This is a genomic window from Microcystis sp. M049S2 (assembly GCF_020245625.1).
Lineage (GTDB): Bacteria > Cyanobacteriota > Cyanobacteriia > Cyanobacteriales > Microcystaceae > Microcystis > Microcystis ichthyoblabe_A.
In genome coordinates this window covers 1-21917 of the sequence record NZ_JADBUN010000293.1, presented here as the reverse complement: position 1 = coordinate 21917, position 21917 = coordinate 1, and the positions used below count along the sequence as shown (strand labels likewise).

General features: G+C 45.2%; 21 protein-coding genes and 1 pseudogene. 8 read left to right on the top strand and 14 right to left on the bottom strand.

Annotated elements, in window-relative coordinates; all coding sequences use genetic code 11:
• Nucleotides 1-199 precede the first annotated feature (199 nt).
• From IM496_RS22230 to IM496_RS22215, 4 genes are all read right to left on the bottom strand, one after another.
• Nucleotides 200-1615 carry a cation:proton antiporter gene (locus IM496_RS22230; protein WP_287663386.1) on the bottom strand — a complete coding sequence of 472 codons (1416 nt, stop codon included), beginning with the start codon at nt 1613-1615 and terminating at the stop codon, nt 200-202.
• Between the two features lie 337 nt (nt 1616-1952).
• Nucleotides 1953-2291 (bottom strand): P-II family nitrogen regulator, encoded by a 339-nt coding sequence (locus tag IM496_RS22225; RefSeq protein ID WP_002801029.1) that lies wholly within the window; start codon nt 2289-2291, stop codon nt 1953-1955.
• A 75-nt stretch (nt 2292-2366) separates the two neighbouring features.
• The gene (locus tag IM496_RS22220; protein ID WP_002751603.1) at nt 2367-3488 is read right to left on the bottom strand and encodes a sodium-dependent bicarbonate transport family permease; all 1122 of its coding nucleotides are present in this window, start codon (nt 3486-3488) and stop codon (nt 2367-2369) included.
• 94 nt (nt 3489-3582) lie between these two features.
• Complete coding sequence (locus IM496_RS22215) at nt 3583-3873, bottom strand: sulfate permease (protein WP_104396137.1); 291 nt, start codon at nt 3871-3873, stop codon at nt 3583-3585.
• 231 nt (nt 3874-4104) lie between these two features.
• On the opposite strand from IM496_RS22215, the gene IM496_RS22210 reads away from it, so the two are divergent.
• Nucleotides 4105-5001, top strand: a complete 897-nt coding sequence (locus IM496_RS22210) for a LysR family transcriptional regulator (RefSeq protein ID WP_287663382.1) — start codon at nt 4105-4107, stop codon at nt 4999-5001.
• 376 nt (nt 5002-5377) lie between these two features.
• On the opposite strand, the gene IM496_RS22205 is transcribed toward IM496_RS22210, so the two are convergent.
• Nucleotides 5378-5995 (bottom strand): CP12 domain-containing protein, encoded by a 618-nt coding sequence (locus IM496_RS22205; protein ID WP_002801025.1) that lies wholly within the window; start codon nt 5993-5995, stop codon nt 5378-5380.
• A 460-nt stretch (nt 5996-6455) separates the two neighbouring features.
• On the bottom strand, nt 6456-6779 hold the full coding sequence (gene trxA, locus IM496_RS22200) for a thioredoxin (protein ID WP_002778933.1): 324 nt from the start codon (nt 6777-6779) through the stop codon (nt 6456-6458).
• A gap of 274 nt (nt 6780-7053) precedes the next feature.
• Here trxA and IM496_RS22195 point away from each other — a divergent pair, with 274 nt between their 5' ends.
• The 4 genes from IM496_RS22195 to IM496_RS22180 all read left to right on the top strand — a co-directional run bounded on the left by IM496_RS22195 (nt 7054) and on the right by IM496_RS22180 (nt 10799).
• Nucleotides 7054-7494, top strand: a complete 441-nt coding sequence (locus tag IM496_RS22195; RefSeq protein WP_002779907.1) for a recombinase family protein — start codon at nt 7054-7056, stop codon at nt 7492-7494.
• A gap of 238 nt (nt 7495-7732) precedes the next feature.
• Complete coding sequence (locus tag IM496_RS22190) at nt 7733-8905, top strand: CBS domain-containing protein (protein WP_287663379.1); 1173 nt, start codon at nt 7733-7735, stop codon at nt 8903-8905.
• Between the two features lie 235 nt (nt 8906-9140).
• Nucleotides 9141-9683, top strand: a complete 543-nt coding sequence (locus IM496_RS22185) for an NUDIX hydrolase (protein WP_287663377.1) — start codon at nt 9141-9143, stop codon at nt 9681-9683.
• Nucleotides 9684-9857: 174 nt separating this feature from the next.
• Nucleotides 9858-10799, top strand: coding sequence for a hypothetical protein (locus IM496_RS22180; protein ID WP_287663388.1), 942 nt, complete (start codon nt 9858-9860; stop codon nt 10797-10799).
• Nucleotides 10800-10956: 157 nt separating this feature from the next.
• Here IM496_RS22180 and IM496_RS22175 read toward each other — a convergent pair whose 3' ends face one another.
• The gene (locus IM496_RS22175; RefSeq protein WP_194016370.1) at nt 10957-11898 is read right to left on the bottom strand and encodes a TIGR04168 family protein; all 942 of its coding nucleotides are present in this window, start codon (nt 11896-11898) and stop codon (nt 10957-10959) included.
• Nucleotides 11899-12264: 366 nt separating this feature from the next.
• Here IM496_RS22175 and IM496_RS22170 point away from each other — a divergent pair, with 366 nt between their 5' ends.
• On the top strand, nt 12265-12462 hold the full coding sequence (locus tag IM496_RS22170) for a hypothetical protein (protein ID WP_287663374.1): 198 nt from the start codon (nt 12265-12267) through the stop codon (nt 12460-12462).
• Nucleotide 12463: 1 nt separating this feature from the next.
• Here the strand turns inward: IM496_RS22170 and IM496_RS22165 are convergent, their stop codons facing one another.
• Nucleotides 12464-13630 carry a cysteine desulfurase family protein gene (locus IM496_RS22165; RefSeq protein WP_287663372.1) on the bottom strand — a complete coding sequence of 389 codons (1167 nt, stop codon included), beginning with the start codon at nt 13628-13630 and terminating at the stop codon, nt 12464-12466.
• A 191-nt stretch (nt 13631-13821) separates the two neighbouring features.
• Here IM496_RS22165 and IM496_RS22160 point away from each other — a divergent pair, with 191 nt between their 5' ends.
• Complete coding sequence (locus IM496_RS22160; protein WP_287663371.1) at nt 13822-15945, top strand: NACHT domain-containing protein; 2124 nt, start codon at nt 13822-13824, stop codon at nt 15943-15945.
• Nucleotides 15946-16273: 328 nt separating this feature from the next.
• On the opposite strand, the pseudogene IM496_RS22560 reads toward IM496_RS22160, so the two are convergent.
• From IM496_RS22560 to IM496_RS22125, 6 genes and pseudogenes are all read right to left on the bottom strand, one after another.
• A pseudogene (locus IM496_RS22560) lies at nt 16274-16540 on the bottom strand (type II toxin-antitoxin system RelE family toxin).
• Nucleotide 16541: 1 nt separating this feature from the next.
• Nucleotides 16542-16823 carry a hypothetical protein gene (locus IM496_RS22145; RefSeq protein WP_002787278.1) on the bottom strand — a complete coding sequence of 94 codons (282 nt, stop codon included), beginning with the start codon at nt 16821-16823 and terminating at the stop codon, nt 16542-16544.
• Nucleotides 16824-17171: 348 nt separating this feature from the next.
• On the bottom strand, nt 17172-18416 hold the full coding sequence (locus IM496_RS22140) for a M23 family metallopeptidase (RefSeq protein WP_194016357.1): 1245 nt from the start codon (nt 18414-18416) through the stop codon (nt 17172-17174).
• A gap of 45 nt (nt 18417-18461) precedes the next feature.
• Nucleotides 18462-19175, bottom strand: coding sequence for a biotin--[acetyl-CoA-carboxylase] ligase (locus tag IM496_RS22135; RefSeq protein WP_287663368.1), 714 nt, complete (start codon nt 19173-19175; stop codon nt 18462-18464).
• 449 nt (nt 19176-19624) lie between these two features.
• On the bottom strand, nt 19625-20269 hold the full coding sequence (locus tag IM496_RS22130; protein WP_002759710.1) for a histidine phosphatase family protein: 645 nt from the start codon (nt 20267-20269) through the stop codon (nt 19625-19627).
• A 49-nt stretch (nt 20270-20318) separates the two neighbouring features.
• Nucleotides 20319-20957: a histidine phosphatase family protein gene (locus IM496_RS22125; RefSeq protein WP_194018391.1), complete on the bottom strand. Its 639-nt coding sequence runs from the start codon at nt 20955-20957 to the stop codon at nt 20319-20321.
• Nucleotides 20958-21277: 320 nt separating this feature from the next.
• Here IM496_RS22125 and ndk point away from each other — a divergent pair, with 320 nt between their 5' ends.
• Complete coding sequence (gene ndk / locus IM496_RS22120) at nt 21278-21727, top strand: nucleoside-diphosphate kinase (protein WP_002800982.1); 450 nt, start codon at nt 21278-21280, stop codon at nt 21725-21727.
• Nucleotides 21728-21917: the final 190 nt, after the last annotated feature.

Here is a 21917-nt window from a genome sequence, read left to right as displayed (position 1 = left end):
TAGACCTCTTGCAAAAGTCTTAAGTCGATCCTTGTACAGCAACATTTTTGAAGATTATCAACTACTAATAAATAATTAACTCAAAGTCCCTCCCATTATTGTTTCTATCGTTTGTTTTCGGATTTATGCAAGAGGTCTATTTTTAAAAAGGCTGAAAATGCTTCAGCCTCGTCTAAAAAATCAGATTTTACCCGCAAAATTAAGGAATAGGATTAGCTGGCTCCTTGCTTTCTAGGGTTTCGGGAACAGCTTCCGTCTTACCAAAAGCGACTCTGAGGAAGGGAGGAGCGAGGAAAGTGGTCAGGATTACCATAATAATAATCGACACCTCTAAAGGCTTATCCAAAATTCCGCTGGCCGAACCAATCCCAGCAAAAACTAGACCCACCTCACCCCGGGGAATCATACCCACACCGATGGCGAGACGATTGATTCCAGATATGCCAAAAACTGCCCAGCCCGTCACCAGTTTACCGATAATCGCCACAACCATCAAAAAGACAGCGATCAAAAGTCCGGCCCGATTCTCCGGTACCGTTGGGTTTAAAACACCGAGATCGGCACGCGCTCCCACCGTCACAAAGAAAATCGGTACAAGCAAATCGGCGATCGGTTTAATTAACTCATCCAACTCGTTGCGGGTATCAGTTTCATCAAGCACCAAACCGGCGGCAAAGGCCCCTAAAATCGCTTCCAGATGAATAGCATTGCCTAAAAATGCCATAAAGAAAGCGAAGACAAATGCGGGAATAACAATATTTCCCCGAGTTTTCAGCCGCTCCACGATCGCCACAAAACTTTTGTTAAAAATACCTCCCAACAAAATTGATCCGATCAAAAAGGCCGTGGCACTGACGATTAGGTAAATAACATTGACCACATCGATTTCACCAGTTTTGGCCAAACTAGCGACCACAGCCAGAACAATAATACCGAGGACATCATCGATCACCGCTGCACCGACGATAATTTGCCCTTCTTTGGATTTGAGTTGACCTAACTCGGACAACACCTTCGAGGTAATACCGATACTGGTTGCTGTCAAGGCTGCCCCTGCAAAAATCGCCGGGATGGCCGCCACATGAAAGACGAGCATTAACCCAGCCGTACCTGCCGCAAAAGGTGCCGCAACCCCCACACAGGCCACAACCGTGGCTTGAATTCCCACTTCCTTGAGTTGTCGCAGGTCGGATTCTAGGCCAATTTCAAACAGCAGAATAATCACACCGATTTCAGCTAGAACCGAAATCACTTCACTTTGGGACTCAAAGATCCGGTCCACGGCAGCCGGGGCCAATTGATTCAATCCTTGCAGTACCGTCATAATCACCGAGTCGGAGGCCGATAGTCCCCCTTCGGGAAAGATGAGCAGATGCAAGGCCGAAACGCCGACAATCACACCGGCGACCAGTTCTCCCAGTACGGGCGGAAAATCCAATCGTCGGGCGGCCTCTGCGCCGAGCTTGCTGGCCAGATAAATCACCACCAGCGTCAGCAATACGCCAGAGAGAATAATCGGTGAATCCTCGGCCACAACGGTGGCAAGCAAGGGGAGCGGAGTCATGGGGGCTGCTATCTCCCCGATCGAAGGAGGCAGAATAGGGGACAAAATCATCAGTTTAAAGGGATGAGGGTTAAAGGTTTTAGGTAGGGTCTGCTGAAAAAGTTTTTCGTGGGGGCAGGGTGTGGGGTGTGGGGTGTAGGGTTTTACCGATTTTGAGGTAGTCAGTTACCTAATTTTCAGGGAAAAAGTCCAGGGATTTTACCCCCAATCACTCCAATGGTCAGCACTTTTTGAGGGAAAAAAGCCTAAAAGCCTTATCCAACAAGGTTTTTAGATTTATTCAGCAAGCCCTAGGTGGTCATAAAACTGGGGGATAGGAAAAAGGGCCACCGCTCAAGGACAGTCAGGCTGCAGATGGGGTGGCCCGGATCAAGACAAGCTTAGTTGTCTAGATTTCACAGCCCTCTGGTCCACAGAAACTCTGTCCGTACAGAACCTCCGCATCACAGAGATAGATCATGCCCGCAAAATTGAGGAAAAACTGATCGGCAACCTGCTTGGCAATATTTTGGGCCATAATTCGATCGGGGGTAAGTATCTCGAACTTAACATTCGTATCGGTTTCGGAAACGTGGGGTTGTCCCGACGAGCGCACGTTGCGACTGCCTTTACCGCCAGTATCCATCACCGTGTAACCGGTCGCCCCGCATTCTTCGATGATCTTGGCGACTTTTTTCAACAAAATCTTTTCTGTGACGATGACGAGCTTTTTGGCTGGTTTAGCCATGTTGATTATCTCCTTAAATGTGTACATTTATTTGCTTGGTAAGCCCCGTCAAGGGAGCGCCCACCGACCACAATCCTAGCCGCCGCTGAGGGCCTGGGCGAGACCAAGGAAGAACGGGATACATAAGCCGATCGCTACGGGCGTACCGATGGCCGTGGACGCGCCTATATAGGCGGAGGGATTAGCCGAGGGGATACCGGCCCGCAAAGTGGGGGGACCGGAGATGTCGGAACTAGAGGAAGCGATGACGGCCAGAACCACGACACCGCCCCAGCTGAACCCGGTGGCGTAGTGGGCAACCATGCCGAGACCGAAGGCGATTAGACCATGCACAAAGGGTGCTAGGACGCTATAGACGACATACCACTGGGCCACCTTACGCAGTTCACCAACCCTTGACCAAGCCTCCATCCCCATGACTAGCATCAAGATCGAAAGCAAGCCGCGAAAGAGGGGATCGTAGAAGCTTTTATAGACAGTTTCCGGCTGGGTGAAGATGCCCAAAGCCAGACCTAATAACATGGCCGATAGGGCCGGTCCGCGCAGGCTTTCTTCAATGATCGGCCAAATCTTGACCCGATTATCCGCTGGCTGCTGTAGGCTGAGATATTCCTGCCGACTGCTAGGATAATCCTGCTGATCGGAATAATCCCCGGCCGCCACCGGCTGCTTGCTAAAAGACTCGTGGTCGTGGGCTGCTTCTTTCTGCTTCTTCTTGTTAAGATAAATGTTAGCCACCACGATCGCCGTTACCAGCGCCGGGATATCCATAAAAGGATAGAGTGCGCCGGCCCAAGCCTCGTAGGGGATCTTTTGTTCTTCGAGTACCGTCAGACCGGCGGCCATAGTCGAGCCACTCACGGCTCCAAATAATCCCCCAGTAGCGATCGCATCGACCACTTTCACCTTGGGCAGATTGGCTAAGGTATAGCGGGCGACGAAGACCACAATAATCCCTACTATGACGGCAAAGATCATTGGTAATACCATTTCCGTCAGGTTGGAATTGCGGATGGCAATCCCGCCGGTCAGACCGATTTTGGTCAGCAGCATGAAGACGATGATCGTACAAATCGACTCTGGGATGACCAATTCACTACCGAGAGCGGCAATGATCATGCCACCAATCAAAAAGGCCAGCGTTGGCGACTGCAACTGCTGGATAAAGTCCATGACAAACAATGAGAAAAAATCCACGAATACCTCCTTAAGCCTCCCCTGATGAGGAGTATTGAATATAAACGAACTAAATGAACCTTCAAAAGCTGAAAGAGAGTAAGAGTAAGGCTCTTTACCCCTTAAGCAAACCTGTTGCGGGCAGAACTTTGGACAGTGTCAAGTCCGCAGGTAAGCCTAATTCGGGATTTTTGGCGGTTGAACTGGCCCCGATCGCCGTCCCAGAAGCTACCCCGAAGGCGAGAGCTAGAGGGTGATAAACGATGGCAGCTGTTAGACCACCGAAGATATCACCCCGCAAATTGTCAAAATGAATACGATTGGTTATTTCCATGAGAATCCAACTGAGCAAAGGATTTTTTGCCACAACAAAGCCGGCGGTTGACAGACCAGCCTTGATAGACAAAACTTTATGGTTTTTAAAGATCGATTGTTATAAATCTATACTAGAACGGATATCTTGACAAGCAAATTTTTGTAAATTGAGCTTGAATCGATATATCTTTACAAAAGTATTGATTTAAACCTATGATATAAGCGGTGTGGGGAGGTTTTCACTCGTTCCCCTCCATTCCTGCTTCTGTTTAGCAAAGCTCCTCAAGGCAGTAACAGAAGTGTAGCTCTCTAGAGGCCTCTCTTGATTCACGCCACTTTACATCAACTGATTGTCTTTGAAGCAACCGCTCGTCATGGCAGTTTCACCAGGGCTGCTGAAGAACTATCGATCACCCAACCCACCGTTTCCACCCAGATGAAACAACTGACTAAAGCAGTGGGTCTGCCCTTATTTGAACAGATAGGCAAACGTTTGTATTTAACCGAGGCCGGACGCAGTTTATTAGTAACCTGTCAGGCAGTCCTCAAGGATCTTGATAACTTTGAGATGGCGATCGCTGATATCAAGGGCATTAAACAGGGTAAACTGCGTTTAGCGGCGGTATCCACAGCCCAATATTTAATCCCTCAGATCCTAGGTCCTTTTTGTCAACAGTACCAAGGGGTAGATGTGTCCCTAGAATTGACCAATCACCAAGACCTAGAAGCAAGGATTATCAATAATGTCGATGACCTATATATTTTAAGCGAACCTCCCCAAGATCTAAACCTGGAGATTCAACCGTTTCTGGAAAATCCCCTTGTGGTTATTGCTCGCAAAGATCACCCCCTAGCGGGACAGAAAAAAATTCCAATTAAACGACTGCAAGGGGAACCTTTTATTATGCGGGAAATGGGATCGGGAATTAGACGGGCAGTACAGCAAATTTTTCTCGATCATGGTATCACTTTATCTCTGCGTTTGGAAATCGGCAATAATGAAGCCATTAAACAAGCGGTCGCCGGTGGTTTAGGAATTTCGGTTCTGTCTCAGCACGTCTTAAATTTAGATCCTCCCAATGGGGAATTTACCATCCTTGACGTGGAAGATTTTCCCATCCAACGCCATTGGTATGTGGTTTATCCCAAGGATAAAAAACTATCCGTGATCGCCAAGACTTTTCTTGATTATCTCCTCTCAGGGGAATTAGGGGCATAAGTAGGGTCTGCTGAAAAAGTTTTTCGTGGGGGCAGGGTGTGGGGTGTGGGGTGTGGGGTGTAGGGTTTTACCCATTTTCAGAGGGTCAATTACCTAATTTTCAGGGAAAAAGTGCCTAAATTTCCCCCCCGATCCCCCCAATGTCTGGCACTTTTTGATGGGAAAAAAGTCTAAAATTCTTATCCAACAAGGTTTTTAGATTTATTCAGCAGACTCTAAGTACCCACAGACCCCCGATCAAGTTGAGTTCGGTAAGCGCAAGCACTCGATCTATCTCCGATCCGAAAAGGTGGAGAATGTTCGAGAACTCGATCGCGCGGGGAAACCGATCAGCGAGATCCTCAAGGCGATCGATTCTCCCAAAACCCGCCAGGATTTAATCCTCATAAATGCGGCACTCTAAGGCATCGGGATTGGCTTCGCAGTAGGACTGAAGTGAGTTAGTCCCCTGTTTTTTGACCCGTTGATGGGAGGCTTCCGCTTGGAGTTCCTCAACCACATCCCAGGCCGCAGCGCAATCGGGAGAGATTTCACCCTTGGCCGCACAAATTGCCCGTGCGTCTTCCCGGGCTGCTTCAATTTCATCTTCAATGAACAACCGCTTGGGCTTTTCAACAAAATCGCTCTTGAAGAGAATATCACTGACAGAAATAATGCCCAGCAAAGTTTTGCCCTGAATCACCGGGGCGCGGCGAATGCGGGTTTGAGCAAATAACCGGGCCACATATTCCACCCCCAGTTCGGGATTGACAACCACACAGGGCTTGGCCATAATTTCATAGACCCGCATAGTTTTAGGATCGTGGCCAAAGGCCGCCACTTTGTAAACGATGTCGGTTTCGGTGACAATTCCATAGGGGTCCTGTTCATGGCGCGGTTCGACAATCAACCCCCGCAGTTGTTTTTCTTTCATCAATTTCACGGCATCGGCAACCGTTGCCGAACCACGAATGGTGACAACGTTTTGGGTCATAATTTCTTGAGCTTGTAGCATAGGAGTTGGATGGTGTTGTTAAATTAAAGAACTGGTATAAATGCAAAAGTTGACTAGGGTTGTCCCGATAGCAATTTCCTAGACTCTTGTGGGCTGAGTGCCACTTTGAACACAGATGACAAAGACCAATGGGCGATCGCTGGTTGGGGCTGGGGCGGCATGGCCGCAGCTGTGTTCCCCTGAGTGCCTGGTGCATAGGCCTCCAGCACAGCGCCGTTTTGCCAACACATGGCGATGAAATAATCACACACTGGGCATTCCGTCTGAGCAACCTGCCGGGCTGGACACTTATATCCTGCGGGCAGGCGATCGCTCAAGAGCCGTTGAGCTACGCTGCCACAGTTGGGACACCGGATTTCTATAAGCTTGTTCATCGCCATACCTCAAAATTAAATAGTGATGTGAGAAGGAAAGGGTCAACTTCGGACGTTTGCCCAGAGTGTTCGTTCACGGTGGAAGACTATAATTGTCGTTCTACGGCTGCCGTAAATTCTTCATAGGGTTTAACCCCAACTAATGTTTCTATCAATTTCCCCTGTTTAAATACCATGACAGCCGGAATACTTTTAATTCCAAAGCGTTTGGCCACGGGTTTGTTACTGTCTAGGTCAAGTTTGAAGACTTTGGCGCGATCGCGATAGTCATCGGCCAATCGATCGATCAACGGAGCCACCAGTTTGCAAGGTCCACACCAGGTTGCCGTGCAATCTACCACCAACAGTGATTCACTCTTTAAGAGGGAATCAAATTCAGTTTCATCTTGAATAAATGTAGCCGTACCCATGTTTATATCTCCAGATTGATGCTGTGTAACTTAGGACAAATTCTCTTCTCGGTGCGTTTTACAATATAAATTCAGCTTTGAACCGCTCCTCATCTAAAAATGCTTGGCCTTTGACCCTTTAACTTTGTCCGCCTCCCGGGGGTATCGTCTATAGTTTGGTTGTCCCAGACATCGATGGTGACATCTAGTCCCTGCTCATGCGCGGGTTTTAATTTGTAAGTCGTCATCGGCTGCTCCCAATCAAAACAAATTTGCGACGTTAAGTTGCGATAATATGGTTTTGCAAGTTGTTGCATTTAGATACCCTATGACAGCGACCCCTTCCAACGATTTATCTGCCTGGGAGCGGCTAGAACAAGGCAGACAAGCAAAAGCAAGCAACGGTGGTTATGCGGGCTACGGCTCCCCTGCCTTTGGACAACGATCGATCGATGGGGAATTAGTGGATGATCCGGAAGAGTGCCGGGTCATTGAACTGATTCGCCGTCATCACAAATCGGGGAAATCCTTGCAGAAGATCGCCGATTGGCTTAATGAACAGGGCTACACCACCAAACGCGGTCAACCATGGCAGCGTATTTCCGTAAAGCGGGTGCTGGATCGACTTTATGGAAAGGTGTCCAGAATTTCCGGAGTAACCCTTCAGGCCGACCAGAACCCAGAAGTACTCACCCCAGCGTCTGGTGATGCCGCCCCTGAAACCATTAGAGGCTGAATAACCGCTAAATAAAAAGTTTCAGGCTTTAACCTGTTACATCCCTCTATGATACACCGAAGTGGGTCTAAAATCTTTACGAGTTTAATAAAAATTGTAACAAAACGTTACATCTTTTAGGAAAAAGTTAAATGACGCTACACTTTGAGATAGTTTTAGAAAGGATTTTGGCAACTCTGAGAGCCGGGGTTCTTTGCCCAGTGGCTGTTCTGTCTATCTTGGCCTTTGTGATTGCAGGATGGTGCTGATGTCCCTCGATACACCTCTGAGTTGGGCCCCCGATCTGGAAAAGGCGATCAATCGCCACCCCTTGACGGTGCCGCCAACCACTTCTCTGGCAGATGCGATCGCTATGATCGGTCAGGCCCATAGTCGTCTGTGTTTACTCACCGATGACCTATCTCCTCTAGCTCCTCCGGCCGGAGAAGCGCGTGTTAGCTGTCTGCTGGTGGTGCAAGGGCAAGAGTTATTAGGAATTTTGACAGAACGGGATGTGGTGCGACTCACCGCCCAAGGAATTAACCTGACCGAGACAACCGTTGCCGATGTGATGGTACATCCCCTGATCACGTTGCCCCAGCAATCTGCTCAAGACATTTTTGCTGCCCTGTTTTTGTTTCGGCGCTACCGCATTCGCCATTTGCCGATTGTGGATGACCAAGGACACTTAATCGGGGTGATTTCCCATGAAAGTATTCGCCAGATATTGCGTCCGGCCAATCTGTTGCGGTTTCGTCGCGTATCGGATGTGATGACCAGTCAAGTGGTACAGGCCCCACTCACCGCCACAGTCCTGCAATTGGCCCAGTTAATGGCGGAACATCGTGTCAGTTGTGTGGTGATCACCCAGAGAAATTCCGAAGACAATGACTACCCTGTTGGTATTGTGACAGAGCGAGATCTTGTCCAGTTTCAAGCAGTTCAAATCGATCTGCACAAAACTAGGGCCCAGACGGTGATGAGTACGCCCTTATTTCTCCTCAGTCCCGAGGATTCCCTGTGGACGGCCCATCAGGAAATGCAAAAACGGCGGGTGGGGCGTTTGGTGGTTTCTTGGAACTGGGGTCGGGGGTTGGGCATTGTCACACAAACCAGTCTGTTAAGGGTTTTTGACCCGATGGAAATGTATGGGGTGATTGAAAATTTACAACAAACCATTCAACAGCTAGAGTCCGAGCGATCGCCCTCCCTTCCTTCTCCACCGGCGGACTTATTACCCCAACGGACCCGCACCCCATCAGAAAAAGAGAGCGCTGGCGATCGCGAATTATTACTAGCCTTGCTGGACAATGCCTACAAAGACGTAAAGTATATGTTGGCTAACTTAGATATTGTCGTCGAGCAGCGGCGATCTTTGCTTCAATCTGTTCTAGATAAGCTTGAGTACCTCGGTCGTAAAATTAGCTCTTAGATAACCGGTTTGCTTCTATTCATACTAAATCTGGTTAAGTAGCTGGTTATAATTAAATTAAAAATGGATTTTAGGTTCGATCCCCCCTGCCCCCCTTGATAAGGGGGGTGCCGATCCCCCCTTATTCCCCCCTTAATAAGGGGGGCATCTGATAATTTTTAACGCCTACCTACTTACTTATAATTATCTGCGAAAAAAGTTTAGTAATTTCACTGCAATTATAACAGGATTGTCGATGACTAATTTAAAAAAATGGCAAATTATTAAATCTGAGCTAGTTTTTCATAATCGTTGGTGTCAAGTCCGTCAAGACGTGGTGAAGTTGTCCTCTGGACAAGTTATCGACGATTATTTTGTTAATATTCGTCCTGAAATTGTTTTAGTTGTTCCAGTTACCGGGGATAATCAATTAGTTTTTGTTCGTCAATATCGTCACGGGGTTAAGGAAATTTTATTAGAATTTCCTGCTGGAGCAGTAGATGCGGGTGAAGATAATATTACTGCGGCAGCGCGTCGGGAATTCGAGGAGGAAACTGGTTATCAAAGTGATTCTCTAATACCTCTGGCTGTTTTGTATGATAATCCCGTTAAAGATACTAACAGAATTCATATTTTTTTGGCTCTTAATGCTATCCCCACTGGTCAACAAAAGTTAGATGTTACCGAGGAAATTGAAGTTATTCTTCGACCTTTACAGGAAATTAATCCCCAAGAAATTACCGTCTCTGGTAGTTTAGCTGCTTTCTATCTAGCGAGGGATTTTTTAAAGCAAAATTAAGGATTTATAGCAGTTATATTAATAGGGAGGTAGGAAGTTTTCGTTTTCGGGAGCCAGTTGTCAGGAGATTATTTTTATTTATTCTACCTAATTCATAATTCATAATTCATAATTGACAATTCATAATTCATAATTCATAATTCATAATTCCCACTGTCTATGAGTAATTTTTTTATGATTGCTGGCTTTATTCTATCAGCTTATGCGATTGTTGCTAACGATTCCCTACAGACTTTAGGGACTTTTTTAAGTGCCAATGAAGAACGTCCCTGGTGGATTTTATGGCTGTATTCCAGTATAATCTTAGCCTCGATTTTTATCGCTGGTTGGTATATTAATCAGGGAGATGTGGCTTATAATCGACTAGAAATGATTCCCTTCCCAGAAAATTTTACTTGGATTTATATCGTTCCTCCCTTAGCAATTTTAATTCTCACCACTTGGGGAATACCTGTGAGTACAACCTTTTTAGTTTTAACAGTTTTTGCTCCCCAATCTCTAGATGAAATGTTAGTTAAATCCGCTTGGGGTTATGCTCTTGCTGTTATAGTGGGGTTAGTCATCTATCGAATTATTTATCGATTAGAAAACTTTTTCCTAGAAACAGTTAATAAAGAACCTCAAAAAATCTGGGTAGTTTTACAGTGGTTATCCACCGGGTTTCTCTGGAGTCAATGGTTAATGCAAGATTTTGCTAATATTTTCGCCTATCTTCCCAGAAAGTTAGCTGCAACATGGTTAGTTTTATCTCTAACAGTTATGCTACTCCTGCAAACCATCATTTTTATTAATCATGGTGGTCAAATCGAGAAAATTGTCACTAGCAAAACTAACGCCCATGATCCGCGTTCTGCAACAATTATTAACTTGATTTATGGCTTAATTTTACTGTTTTTTGTTGGCTATAATCATATTCCCATGAGTACCACTTGGGTATTTTTAGGTTTATTAGGAGGTCGAGAAATTTCTCTGACTTTAACCAAGGAAAACCCTAATTTAGCCGCCACGGGTAAACTGGTTTTAGGGGATGCCTTGAAAGCTTTTATCGGTATGATTGTTAGTGTTGCTATCGCTCTTGCTTTACCTCTAATCGCTCAAAAACTTAACTATCTATAGGGAATTATGAATTATGAATTATAAATTATAAATTATAAATTATGAATTGGGGAGCTTTTTTTCAGTTATCAGTAAACAGTTAACTGAAAACTGACATCTGATAACTGATATTAGTGGTTGTACCGCATAAGATTAAGAAAAGGTCTATTTTCAAAACTTAAGAATAACAAGATTGGGGAGATAGGCGATCGATTGATGCTCCGGAGTGATAAAGTTTTCTATTACTGATAATCTCGAAATTATCGTTCAACCAGATTAAAGATGCTTCTGTGACTAGACCTTCTTCAAGAGTGACTAGGGAAAAATTGCGAGATTTACCCGTATCAGAGTGGAGAATGCGAGGGACACTAGCAGCATTCAGATAAACAGTTCCCATCTCGGAAGTGACCACGGGATTGCGTAAACGGGAAGTAGTATGACGGAGACGGTGGTGCATATGACCGAAACTGACGAGAGGAACCTGTTTTCCTAATAGCTGTGCTTGTTCGATGGCCGCTGCTAAATCCGGATCCCCGTGGTCCCCTCCCAAGGGTTGCCAATCGCGACCACAGATAGCTTCCGCTTCCTTTCCTAGTCCAGCCGGACCATTGTGACCTAAAAAAATCAGGTTATTATAGGCAGTATCTTGAATATTAGCGATAATTTTGGCAGTAGATTCGGCAAAACTGCTGATATTATAGCGTTCTTGAAAAAATTCTCCATTTTTCCACTCGGATCCCCCCCAAGTAAAGGGACGACCCCCAACAATCGAAAGCTCTAAACCGGGTAGGTCTAGTTTTGAGTAACCCACATGGGCAACCCCTAATAATTCTAACTGAGCGGTGACACGATCTTCTTTATCGCGATCGTAGGGACATTGCTTTCGTCCCCAGGGGGTGGCACTATACCAAGCGTCATGATTACCGAGAATAACGGCTTTTGGTAAGGACAAACTGGCAATCCGACCGACAATTTCTAGGGATTCATTGCCAAAATCGCCGACAAATAGGGCTAAATCCACTTGTAAAGCTTCTAAAGCTAAATTATCTTCTATTTCCCATTGGTCGTGAACGTCACCGATGACGGCGATTTTATAGGTGCGAGGGAAAGAACTTACCATTACCAGTTATTAACTATCATGTACCAGTAATGATCATAACTAGGATTGGCCGAATAAATCTAAAAACCTTGTCGGATAATATCTTGAGGCTTTTTTGAAATCAAAAAAGTGCCGGTCATTGGCGTAATCGGCTCAATTTGGTCGAAATATCTAGAGGAAATTTTGGGCGCAATAATATTATTGTAGGGGCGAATTGCATTCGCCCTCTTTGAATAATTTCTGCTGCTGACCTATAGGTGAGGTAAAGTCACAAATTAGGAGATGCAGCCGATAATTTTCTGGAGATGTAAAGATTTCAAACAAAGTTACCCACAGTCATCGGTTTTTTTGTAAATTTAGATACAGAATTATCAGGGTGATCTGTGTATGTTCTTACTACAATCTCGCACTACTGCCGTTGTTACTTGCCCCCAAGCAAACACATGGGTACAACTCAGAATGCTTCCCTCTCCATACAGCTTTGATGAAGCGCTACTACTCTGTGAACAGGATCAGGGCCGTTGGGTGGCATGGATTCCCGACTTTGGCGAAATTATCTTGATTGAAGGACAATTTGAGGCATAAACTAACTCTTGCTTACAATTAAAGCAGATAAACAGCGATCGATCACTTGTTTTAATACAAGCGCCGTCCAATCGATATCGGCGGCGCTGGTGTCCCTTCCCAGGGTTAGACGAATTCCCGCCAATGCCTCTCGATCGCTGTAGCCCATAGCTTTTAAAATTGGACTGGGGGAAAGTTTGCCACTATGACAGGCGGATCCGGAACTAATGCCGATTCCTGCTAAATTAAGCTGACGAACTAGCTGTTTTCCCGTGATGTGACTGTCATCGTCCGGACGGACAATAAAGCTGACGTGGTGGGGTAAACGATAGAATCGGTCCCCCGTGGGCAGCAGATAAGGATAATCGGCTAAGAGGTCAAATAATCGATCTCGCAGGGCGATTAAACGCATTTTTTCGCTAATTAAGTCTTTTTGGGCTAATTCGGCCGCTAAACCGAAAGCGGCGATCGCTGGTACGGCTGGGGTTCCCGATCGCAGGCCTTTTTCCTGACCACCGCCCCGCAGTAATGGTAAAATATCGACACCGGTTCTGACGTATAAAGCCCCCGATCCTTGCATTCCATAAATTTTATGGCTAGAAAGAGATAATAAATCTATGGGCAGTTTCCGCACATCAATATCGCATCTTGCCGCCACCTGCACCGCATCGGTGTGAAAAAGCACTCCCCTTTCTCTGGCAATGCTGCCCAATTCTTCAATCGGTTGTAGAGTTCCCACCTCACTTTGTCCGTAAATAATGGAAATTAAGACCGTATCGCTTTGAATTGCGGCTTTTAGGTCTAAAGGATTCACCCTACCTTGACGATTGACGGGAAGACGAGTAATTTGCCAACCTTGCTGCTCTAATTGTTTACAGGGTTCAGCGATCGCCGAATGTTCCACACTAGAAATAATTATATGACGGGGGCGGTTATACTGTTGAGCAACCCCGATAATCGCTAAATTATCGGCCTCCGTGCCGCCAGAAGTGAAGATAATCTGGTCTGGATTGGCATTAATTAACCCTGCTACCTCTTCTCTGGCCATTTCGATGACTGTCGCCGTATCCTGTCCCCAAGTGTGTAAACTGGAGGGGTTGCCCCAATGATGCCGGAGAATAGTGGCAACCCGCTCGATCACTTGGGGATGAGTGGGGGTAGTGGCACTATAGTCAAGATAAATTTGCATTATTTTACAATCTGAGAAATGAGAGTCAAGAAAGGCAGCTATTCTCAGTTTAGCCGTTTAAGAGATTAGAAACCGGGTTTCTTTAAGAAACCCGCTTTCTGGGTTGATGATGAAAAACCCGCTTTCTGAGTTGTTGAGAAACCCGCTTTCTGGCTTATACTAAGCGTCAGAGGGTTTACAGGGGTTAAGTTATGACAGGAATTGAAACAACCATTGTAACGGCATTGACTAATAATTTTATTGGCCAAATGATTAAATCGGGGTGGGAGGGTATTAATAAAAATGAGTTATTGAATAAAGATGTCGGGCAGCTTATCAAAGAAGGAAAGTATCTTTTTTTGCGGGAATATACTCAACGTTACTGGGATCGGCACGGCATGATTAAGGTTTTAAAAATGTCTAAGCCGATGGATTTGGAGTCAATTTATGTTAATGTCAAATGTTTAGGAAATTTAGTCAGGGATTATTATGATGAAAATTTAGAAAATAAATATCGTGAGAGTAAGCAGCGACGGTTTAACTTTAGGGATGATGGTAAAAAAGATGGTTTACTTTTGGCTAATCAAGAACAATATTTAATGGTACTTGGTGATCCGGGCATTGGTAAATCTACATTTTTGCGAAAAGTTGGGCTAGAAGCTCTCAAGGGAAATAAAGACAGTTATCAGCATCCTCTAACACCTGTTTTACTGGAGTTGAAAAACTTTAAAGAAAACGAGATTAATATTCAGGCATTAATTGAAGAGGAGTTTAAAATCTGTGGTTTTCCCAATGTGGAAAAAAATATTAGCAATAAACTAGAAAAAGGGGAATTACTAATTTTATTAGATGGTTTGGATGAAGTGCCAACAGCTAATGTGAATAATGTAATCGAGAAAATTAAAGATTTTGTAGATAGGCATTATAAAAATCGTTTTATTCTCTCCTGCCGTACTGCTGCTAGAACTCATCTTCAACGATTTACCGATATTGAAATTGTCGAATTTGATGATCAGCAAATTCAAAGTTTTATTGAACATTGGTTTAGTTCGGAATTAGATCGGAAAAATGAGACGGCTAAAAATTGTTGGGAACTGTTGCAAAAGGAGGAGTATAAAAGTGCAAAAGAGTTAGCTCATACACCGTTATTGTTGACTTTTTTGTGTTTGGTTTATGATGAAAATCAATCTTTTCCCACAAATCGCAGTCGCCTTTATCAAGATGCGTTACGAATTTTATTGGAAAAATGGTCAGCCGAAAAACGTTTACCTAATCGCGGTTTAGTTTATGAAAATCTCAGTATTGAGCAAGAAGAAATTTTGCTATCTGAAATTGCTTATCAGAATTTTGTAGCAGATAAACTTTTTTTAGAAAAACGAGAAATTGTTAAGCAAATTAAAGATCACCTTAAACAAAACTTAAATGCTCCGCAACATCTGGACGGAGAAAAAGTATTAAAAACCATTGAAATTGAACAGGGAATTTTAGTAGAGCGGGCGAGAGATGTCTATTCTTTTTCTCATTTAACCCTTCAGGAATACCTCACGGCTCAGTATATCTATGATAATGATTTGATTGAAGAAGCAGTTAAGAATTATGTAACAGAAACTCGTTGGCAAGAGGTGTTTTTGTTAGTGGCGGGTTTGATGCGAGGGCGAGGGAAAGCCGATAAATTGTTATTAGCAATGGAGAAAGAAGCCCATAATTATCTTAAAACGCCCCTCGGTCAAAAATTAGTGCCGATTTTGCAATGGGCAGATGAGATGACTAAAGATTCTGTTGATAGTTCGATTAAACCTGTAGGAAGAAGAGCGATCGCCTATTGGCTCTTCATCGCCAACGCCAACGTCACCGCCAACGCCAACTTCATTGTTACCGCCAACGCCAACTTCATCGGTATCGCCATCACCAACAGCATCTACATCGCCAACGCCTACGCCCCCGAGATCACCTACAAAATCTCCCGTATCTTCTTTACCCCCAAACTCATCGATGAGTTTGTCCAGTTAGTTAACTTATTTGCTCAGAATCGAATTATTTCTAAGGTTAATTTTTCCCAATTAATCGCTGATTTAGAAGCTTTCAAACAAATTATTCCTGATGATAAAGCAACTAAAAAAGAACATCAAGAATTTGCTGATCGATTAGTTAAAAGGTGGAATACTGCTTTTAATTTAACGCCTAAATTACTTAAGTTATCCACCTACAAATTTGACGATATAAACAAGCATTATTTTTATATTAATCACCTGATTCTCGACTGCCAAAAAGTGGCTGTTAATATTTCCCCTACCGTTTGGCAAGAAATCGAAGAACGAATGCTCCGCATTTCTTAACTTTTACTTTTTTTCTCAAATCTTGCCTTTCCAATTGGATGAGATTAGCGAATATTAACACTATGAGGATTAGGAGCTTCAAAAACCTTGCATTACCATTTTTATAGAACATAGGGTTTGCTGAAAAAGTACGGGCGAAGCATTCGGATAGAAAATCTACGGTTTCACCGATAAGTTATTGTCCGAATGCTTCGCCCCTACAGGACGCGGAACCATGAAGACGCAAGGTTTTGAAGCACGATTCTCTCAGAATCTTGCACCTGTTTCGGGAGAAAAGCCACAAAACCTCTACCTTGCCTACATTTCACATTTATTCAGCAAACCCTATTTATTGGCGGTAAGCTTGACTGCGATGTTCAATCAGCAAGACGATAACTTGAGACTGACTATCATCAACTGTATAGATAACCCTATAGTCTCCAACGCGGAAGCGATACTTCTAGACAAATTCTCCCTTTAATGCTTTAATTTGAGGGTGATTTTTCGGTGTTTCTTGAAGGAGTTTTAAACACTTAGCAATCTTCTTTTTTAAGATTGGATCCGCTTCAGAATAAGCTTTATTTGCTTTAGCTGTCAAACGGACTTTATAAGTCATCTCAGCTTTCCCAATCAATGAGGCAACCTGATTGTAAATCCATTTCAGCTTCTTTCAAATGTTCCATAATATTCGGGATTGCTCTAATTTCTTGCGTTGCCTTTTCACTTTCTTTATCTGACAAATAAGCGGCAAATTCTAGAATCATCTTTAAATTTTCTACTGATAGGGTTTGTATATATTGTTGAATCTTTTGCTGCATTAAATCGACCTGTACTAATGTTTCAGAATCTAAAAAATCTTCTGGAGTCGAGGGATTTACTTCAACGTCAGTTAGAGTCATATTTAATCAAGTGCTTCTCTCAAGTTTATTATTTGTATCTTAGCGTGTATCCCGTCTCCCGTCTCCTGACGACCGACTCCTTAGGGACTTGCGTGGGAATAATATCCCAATTGATCGGAGGGCGCAAGCTTTGCGCCCCTACAGTAACGGATTTTGTCCACAATGTAGGGGCGAACTGCGTTCGCCCAAAAGGTACATTATCAAAGCGCAAGTCCCTTACCCCACAGTTAACTTTACTTTTGTCCAACTACTTAATACTGCGAATGTATGAAAACGCATCAATTGGGCAAAAGCTCAACGATGCGTTTTTAAGTTCCAAAAACCGCTATATTTGTAACCCAAAACAAATTAATTCTGATTAGGGTCAGTGGCTGCGGCCATTTGCATTCTCTGCACCAGATTATCGAGGGCTAATTCTAGATGTAAACCGGCATCTACGGCGGTCCAACCCTGTTCGGTTAGGTGTCGCCATTCAAAGTGTAGGTGGGGACCGGTAGAAAGTCCCGTACTACCCACACGACCGATAACTGCGCCCTGTTCCACCCATTCTCCCGGTTTGACGGTAATTTCTGAAAGGTGGGCATAACGAGATTCTTGACTACCATCGAGGTGACGTAAAATCACCGTTAATCCGTAACCTCCCAACCAGTCGGCGGTGGCCACTTCCCCTGCGTAGGCGGCTAATACAGGTGTTCCCATAGGTGCGCCTAAATCAGTACCCGCGTGCATGGCCCGATTCCCGCTGACTGGATGATTTCGCCACCCGAAAACCGAGGTAATTTGGGCGGGAAGGGCGAGGGGAAAGAGTAAATCCGTGCGTTGAGTTGGGTTAGAATCCGTGGGACTTAAACGGGTGGCCCGCTCATAGGTGGTCGCTTCGCTGATGGCCTCCACTTCTGCGCGAGTCACCGGGGCCAAAGCTAATTTTACGCCATTCCATTCCGGGGGATTGAGGGCTACCACCTGACTTGGAATCACCGTCGGGGCAGCCAGACGTACCGGGCTGCTAGAAGCCACAAGAGTGGGGGCATAACGACGGAGGGAATTATTAGCGATAACCGGCTGATTTCGGGGCTGCCGTCCTACCCGCACGGCTGGATTAGGATTGAGACGCACCCGGGCCAGATTAACCGGGGGTAAGGGTTTGGCCACAGTGCTGACCGGCTGACGACGGGAAGACCGGGCCGCCAGATTACAGCTACCTCCTACCAGTTGACCATTTTGGGCGATGGTTTGGCAACCACTGCGGCGCTCGGTGACAACAACGGAACTGGGGGGGTTAAAGTTTCTGGTATCGATAAAATTATTTTTACCGCCGGCCCGGGGGGCAAGGGTAGGCATATCGGTTTGATGGTTTTCAGGGATAGCCAGACGGGGGGCAGGATTAGTATTTTCTTTGATAACGGGGGCTTTCAGAGTCGGGGCGGCATTTTCCACTACCGGGGTTTCGCTGCCAGTTTCGGAATTAGCGATCGCATTTGGAGCAAGAGTAATCAGACCGCTGATCACTAAACCGAGACCACTGCATAAACTCAGCTTCTTTTTTAAGGATTTTCCGAGAAAAAGTTTCAATATCACCGATGAAGGATACATAGGGCGGCCTCACTTCTCACAGTTTAGTCAAAAAAATATTTAGACTCAATTATAGCCGAGACTGACCCTACCCGCCGGTAGATAGATTTCGCTACTGGCATTGTCCGAGGTGAGTTTAACTTTTAATTCCCCTCGATCGCTTACCCCCGTTATTATGCCCTGATAGCCCTCAAAAACTATCTTTTGACCAAAATTGGCAAAAAGTTCTAAGTAGGAGGCTAATAGGGCTTTTATGCCGTGATTACAGTAATATTCATAGCCGTATAGGATAGCATCGCTGGTGACATCGGTTAATTGAGCGATCGAGGTGATTTTATTGCCAGTAAAAGCCTGTAAATTAATACCCGTGGGGGGGACAGGATTAGACCAATTGATGCCCACTCCGATGACTGCTTCTGGGATGTTTTGGCCCTGAATACGGGTTTCTAGGTTAATTCCCCCTAGTTTGCGCCCTAATAGGACTAAATCGTTCGGCCATTTGATTTTAACGGGTATTTCTTGACAATTCAGGTGATGAGCGATACCCCAAACTGTAGCGAGAACGAGATGGGCAGATTTATCTACCTCTAAATCAAGATTTAACGCCAAAGATAAATATAATCCTCCCGGTTCAGAAATCCACTCCCGTCCCCATTGTCCTCTCCCAGCACTTTGTTGACGAGCAGTCACCACAAAAGGCGGATTTTCCCCCGATTCTAATAATTGCCAAGCTTGAGTATTAGTGGAAGTTAATCGCTCAAAGTGATGGATTTTGGGCATAAATTGGGAATTATGAATTATGAATTATGAAGTATTTTCAGTGATCAGTAAACAGTAAACAGTGACCTGATACTAAATCCGTTGAGTATAGGCTAAATATCAGGAGAGGCACTCCTGCAAGTGGAGTGACTCTTAAATGATTACAGATGTGTCAGCAGCTGCGTGTAAGCATCCCACCGAAAAACTAATGCGCGGGGGGTTTGGGGGCGGCGCCACGCCCCCAACGGGGGGTTTGGGGGGTAGAACCCCCCAAAAGCTTGGATTGAATGATCAAGTGGGAAGTAATGCTAAATCCGTTGAGTATAGGCTACATATCAGGACAGGCAAAAGGCAAGAGGCAAAAGGCAAAAGAGGGAATAGATAATCAGTTTTTAATAACCGGATTGAGTATGAAAACTGACATCTGATCACTGATAACCGATCACTGATAACTGATAACTGATAACTGATTAGGTGCAAGGAAGAGAACGCAGGTACTCACTGAGGTGGGAACGTAAACCGATGCCATGGAAAAGCGGGCCACGACTGCCTAATTCGACAATACTGACAGCTGCCACGGGCATTTCAAATCGATCGCGATAACGGCCCACATCGATGCCCATCAGACTACAGAGCATGATCCGGATGGTGGCCTTGTGGGAAACAATCAGGATATTGCCGTCACTGTGGGTGTGTTCAATTTCCTCCAAAACGGCCGCGGAACGACGGGCGATATCGATCCCCCTTTCTCCGTTGGGGGGAGCATTCCAAGCGGGATCCGTCAACCAGCGTACATAGAGATCATGATATTGACGATCGATATCGTTGGGGTGCATACCTTCCCAAAGACCATAACCGATCTCTTGTAATCCCTGCCGGATTTCTAATTTTAGTCCCACCGCTTCACAGAGGGGTTTAGCGGTTTGAATAGCTCTTTGGAGGGGACTGACATAGGCTGCACGCCAAGGTAAAGAACGATAGACATCGGCGAATTCCTCGGCCATTTCGATGCCTTCGGCAGTCAAACCGGGATCATTTTCTGGAGTACCACAGTATCCTCCCGTTTTGCTATAGGCTGTCTGTCCGTGTCGTAGAAAATATAACATCAAGCACATAGTTTTTCAGCAGACCAAATCCGGGGCTTCCCTTGTTACTGTTGACTGGTTAGGTTCCCGCTCGCGAGCGCAGGTCATTGCGGAGGTGAGAGCGATCGCCTATAACTTGAAAGAGGGGACCGTGTTCGGCTAATTCGACGATCGTTACCGAGGCCACGGGCATGGCAATTCGATCGCGATAACGGCCGATATCAATGCCTAAAAGAGAACATAACACGATTCGGATCGTTGCTTTATGGGAAACGATCAAAATATGGCCATCATCGTGATTATGGTCGATTTCCTCTAATACTTCCGAACTGCGGCGAGCGATATCGATGCCTTTTTCGCCCCCTGTGGGAGAATTCCAGCCCGGATCTGCTAACCAGCGCACATAATCATCATGAAACTCCCGATTAACCTCGGCTGCGGTTTTTCCCTCCCATTGGCCGTAGGCAATCTCTTTTAATCCTTCCCGTTTGTGGATGGGAATACCTAAGAGTTCGCTTAAAGGGGTGGCTGTGGCCATGGTGCGTTTGAGGGGACTAGAATAGATGCCTGTCCAAGGCACATCTCGATAGGCAAGGGCGAAATCCTTGGCCATTTCATAGCCTGCCGGGGTTAGTTCCAAGTCTAATCGACCGCAAAAACTACCCGTTTGACTGGCTGTGGTTTCGCCATGACGCAAAAAGTAAAGTTTTAGACTCATCTTTTGGGTGCATCTCAATATTTGTGACTCTCTCCCACTTATAGTGATAAGCAGAAGTTATTAAAAGAGGGCGAAGGCAATTCGCCGCTACAATCATCCTTTTTACCTTTTGTTTCCCAGTAATTCTCTAAATTACCACTATATTTAGGGTTTACTAAAAAAGTTTTTCCAGGGTTTCGGGAGAAAAAACGAAAACTTTCTATCTCAGTCGGACAGCAAGCTAACTCAGCAATTGAAGCGAAATTCTGCCACTCTCTAGGATGCCATTCCGGGTTAATCTGGGTTTTGTGACAATTTATGGCTAAATTTTAAGAGGCAGTATGGAACGCACTTTCTTAATGATTAAACCCGACGGTGTGCAGCGCAATCTGGTGGGGGAAATTATTCAACGCTTTGAAGCTAAAGGTTTTACGCTGGTTGGGTTGAAAATGATGCAGGTTTCTAGTGAATTAGCGGAAAAACACTACGCTGTTCATAAAGAAAGACCCTTTTTCCGTTCTTTAGTCGATTTTATTACTTCCTCCCCCGTAGTGGCCATGGTTTGGCAAGGAGAAGGAGTAATTGCCTCCGCTAGAAAAATTATTGGTGCCACTAATCCCCTCAATGCTGAACCTGGTACGATTCGCGGTGATTTTGGCATTAGTGTCGGACGCAATCTTATCCATGGTTCCGATGGTCCAGATACCGCCAAAGATGAAGTTAGTCTCTGGTTTAGCGATGCAGAATTGGCTAATTGGACTCCCGCCATCACTCCCTGGGTCGTAGAGTAAACCCCTTTGAAGTAGTCAGGAGTCGGTTGTCAGTATTCTCCGAGTCAGGAGATAGGGTTTTGGGGTGTTGGGGTGTTAGGGTTTTAGTTGAAATTCCCCCACTTCCCCACTTCCCCACTTCCCCACTTCCCCACTTCCCCACTTCCCCACTTCCCCACTTCCCCACTTCCCCACTTCCCCACTTCCCCAC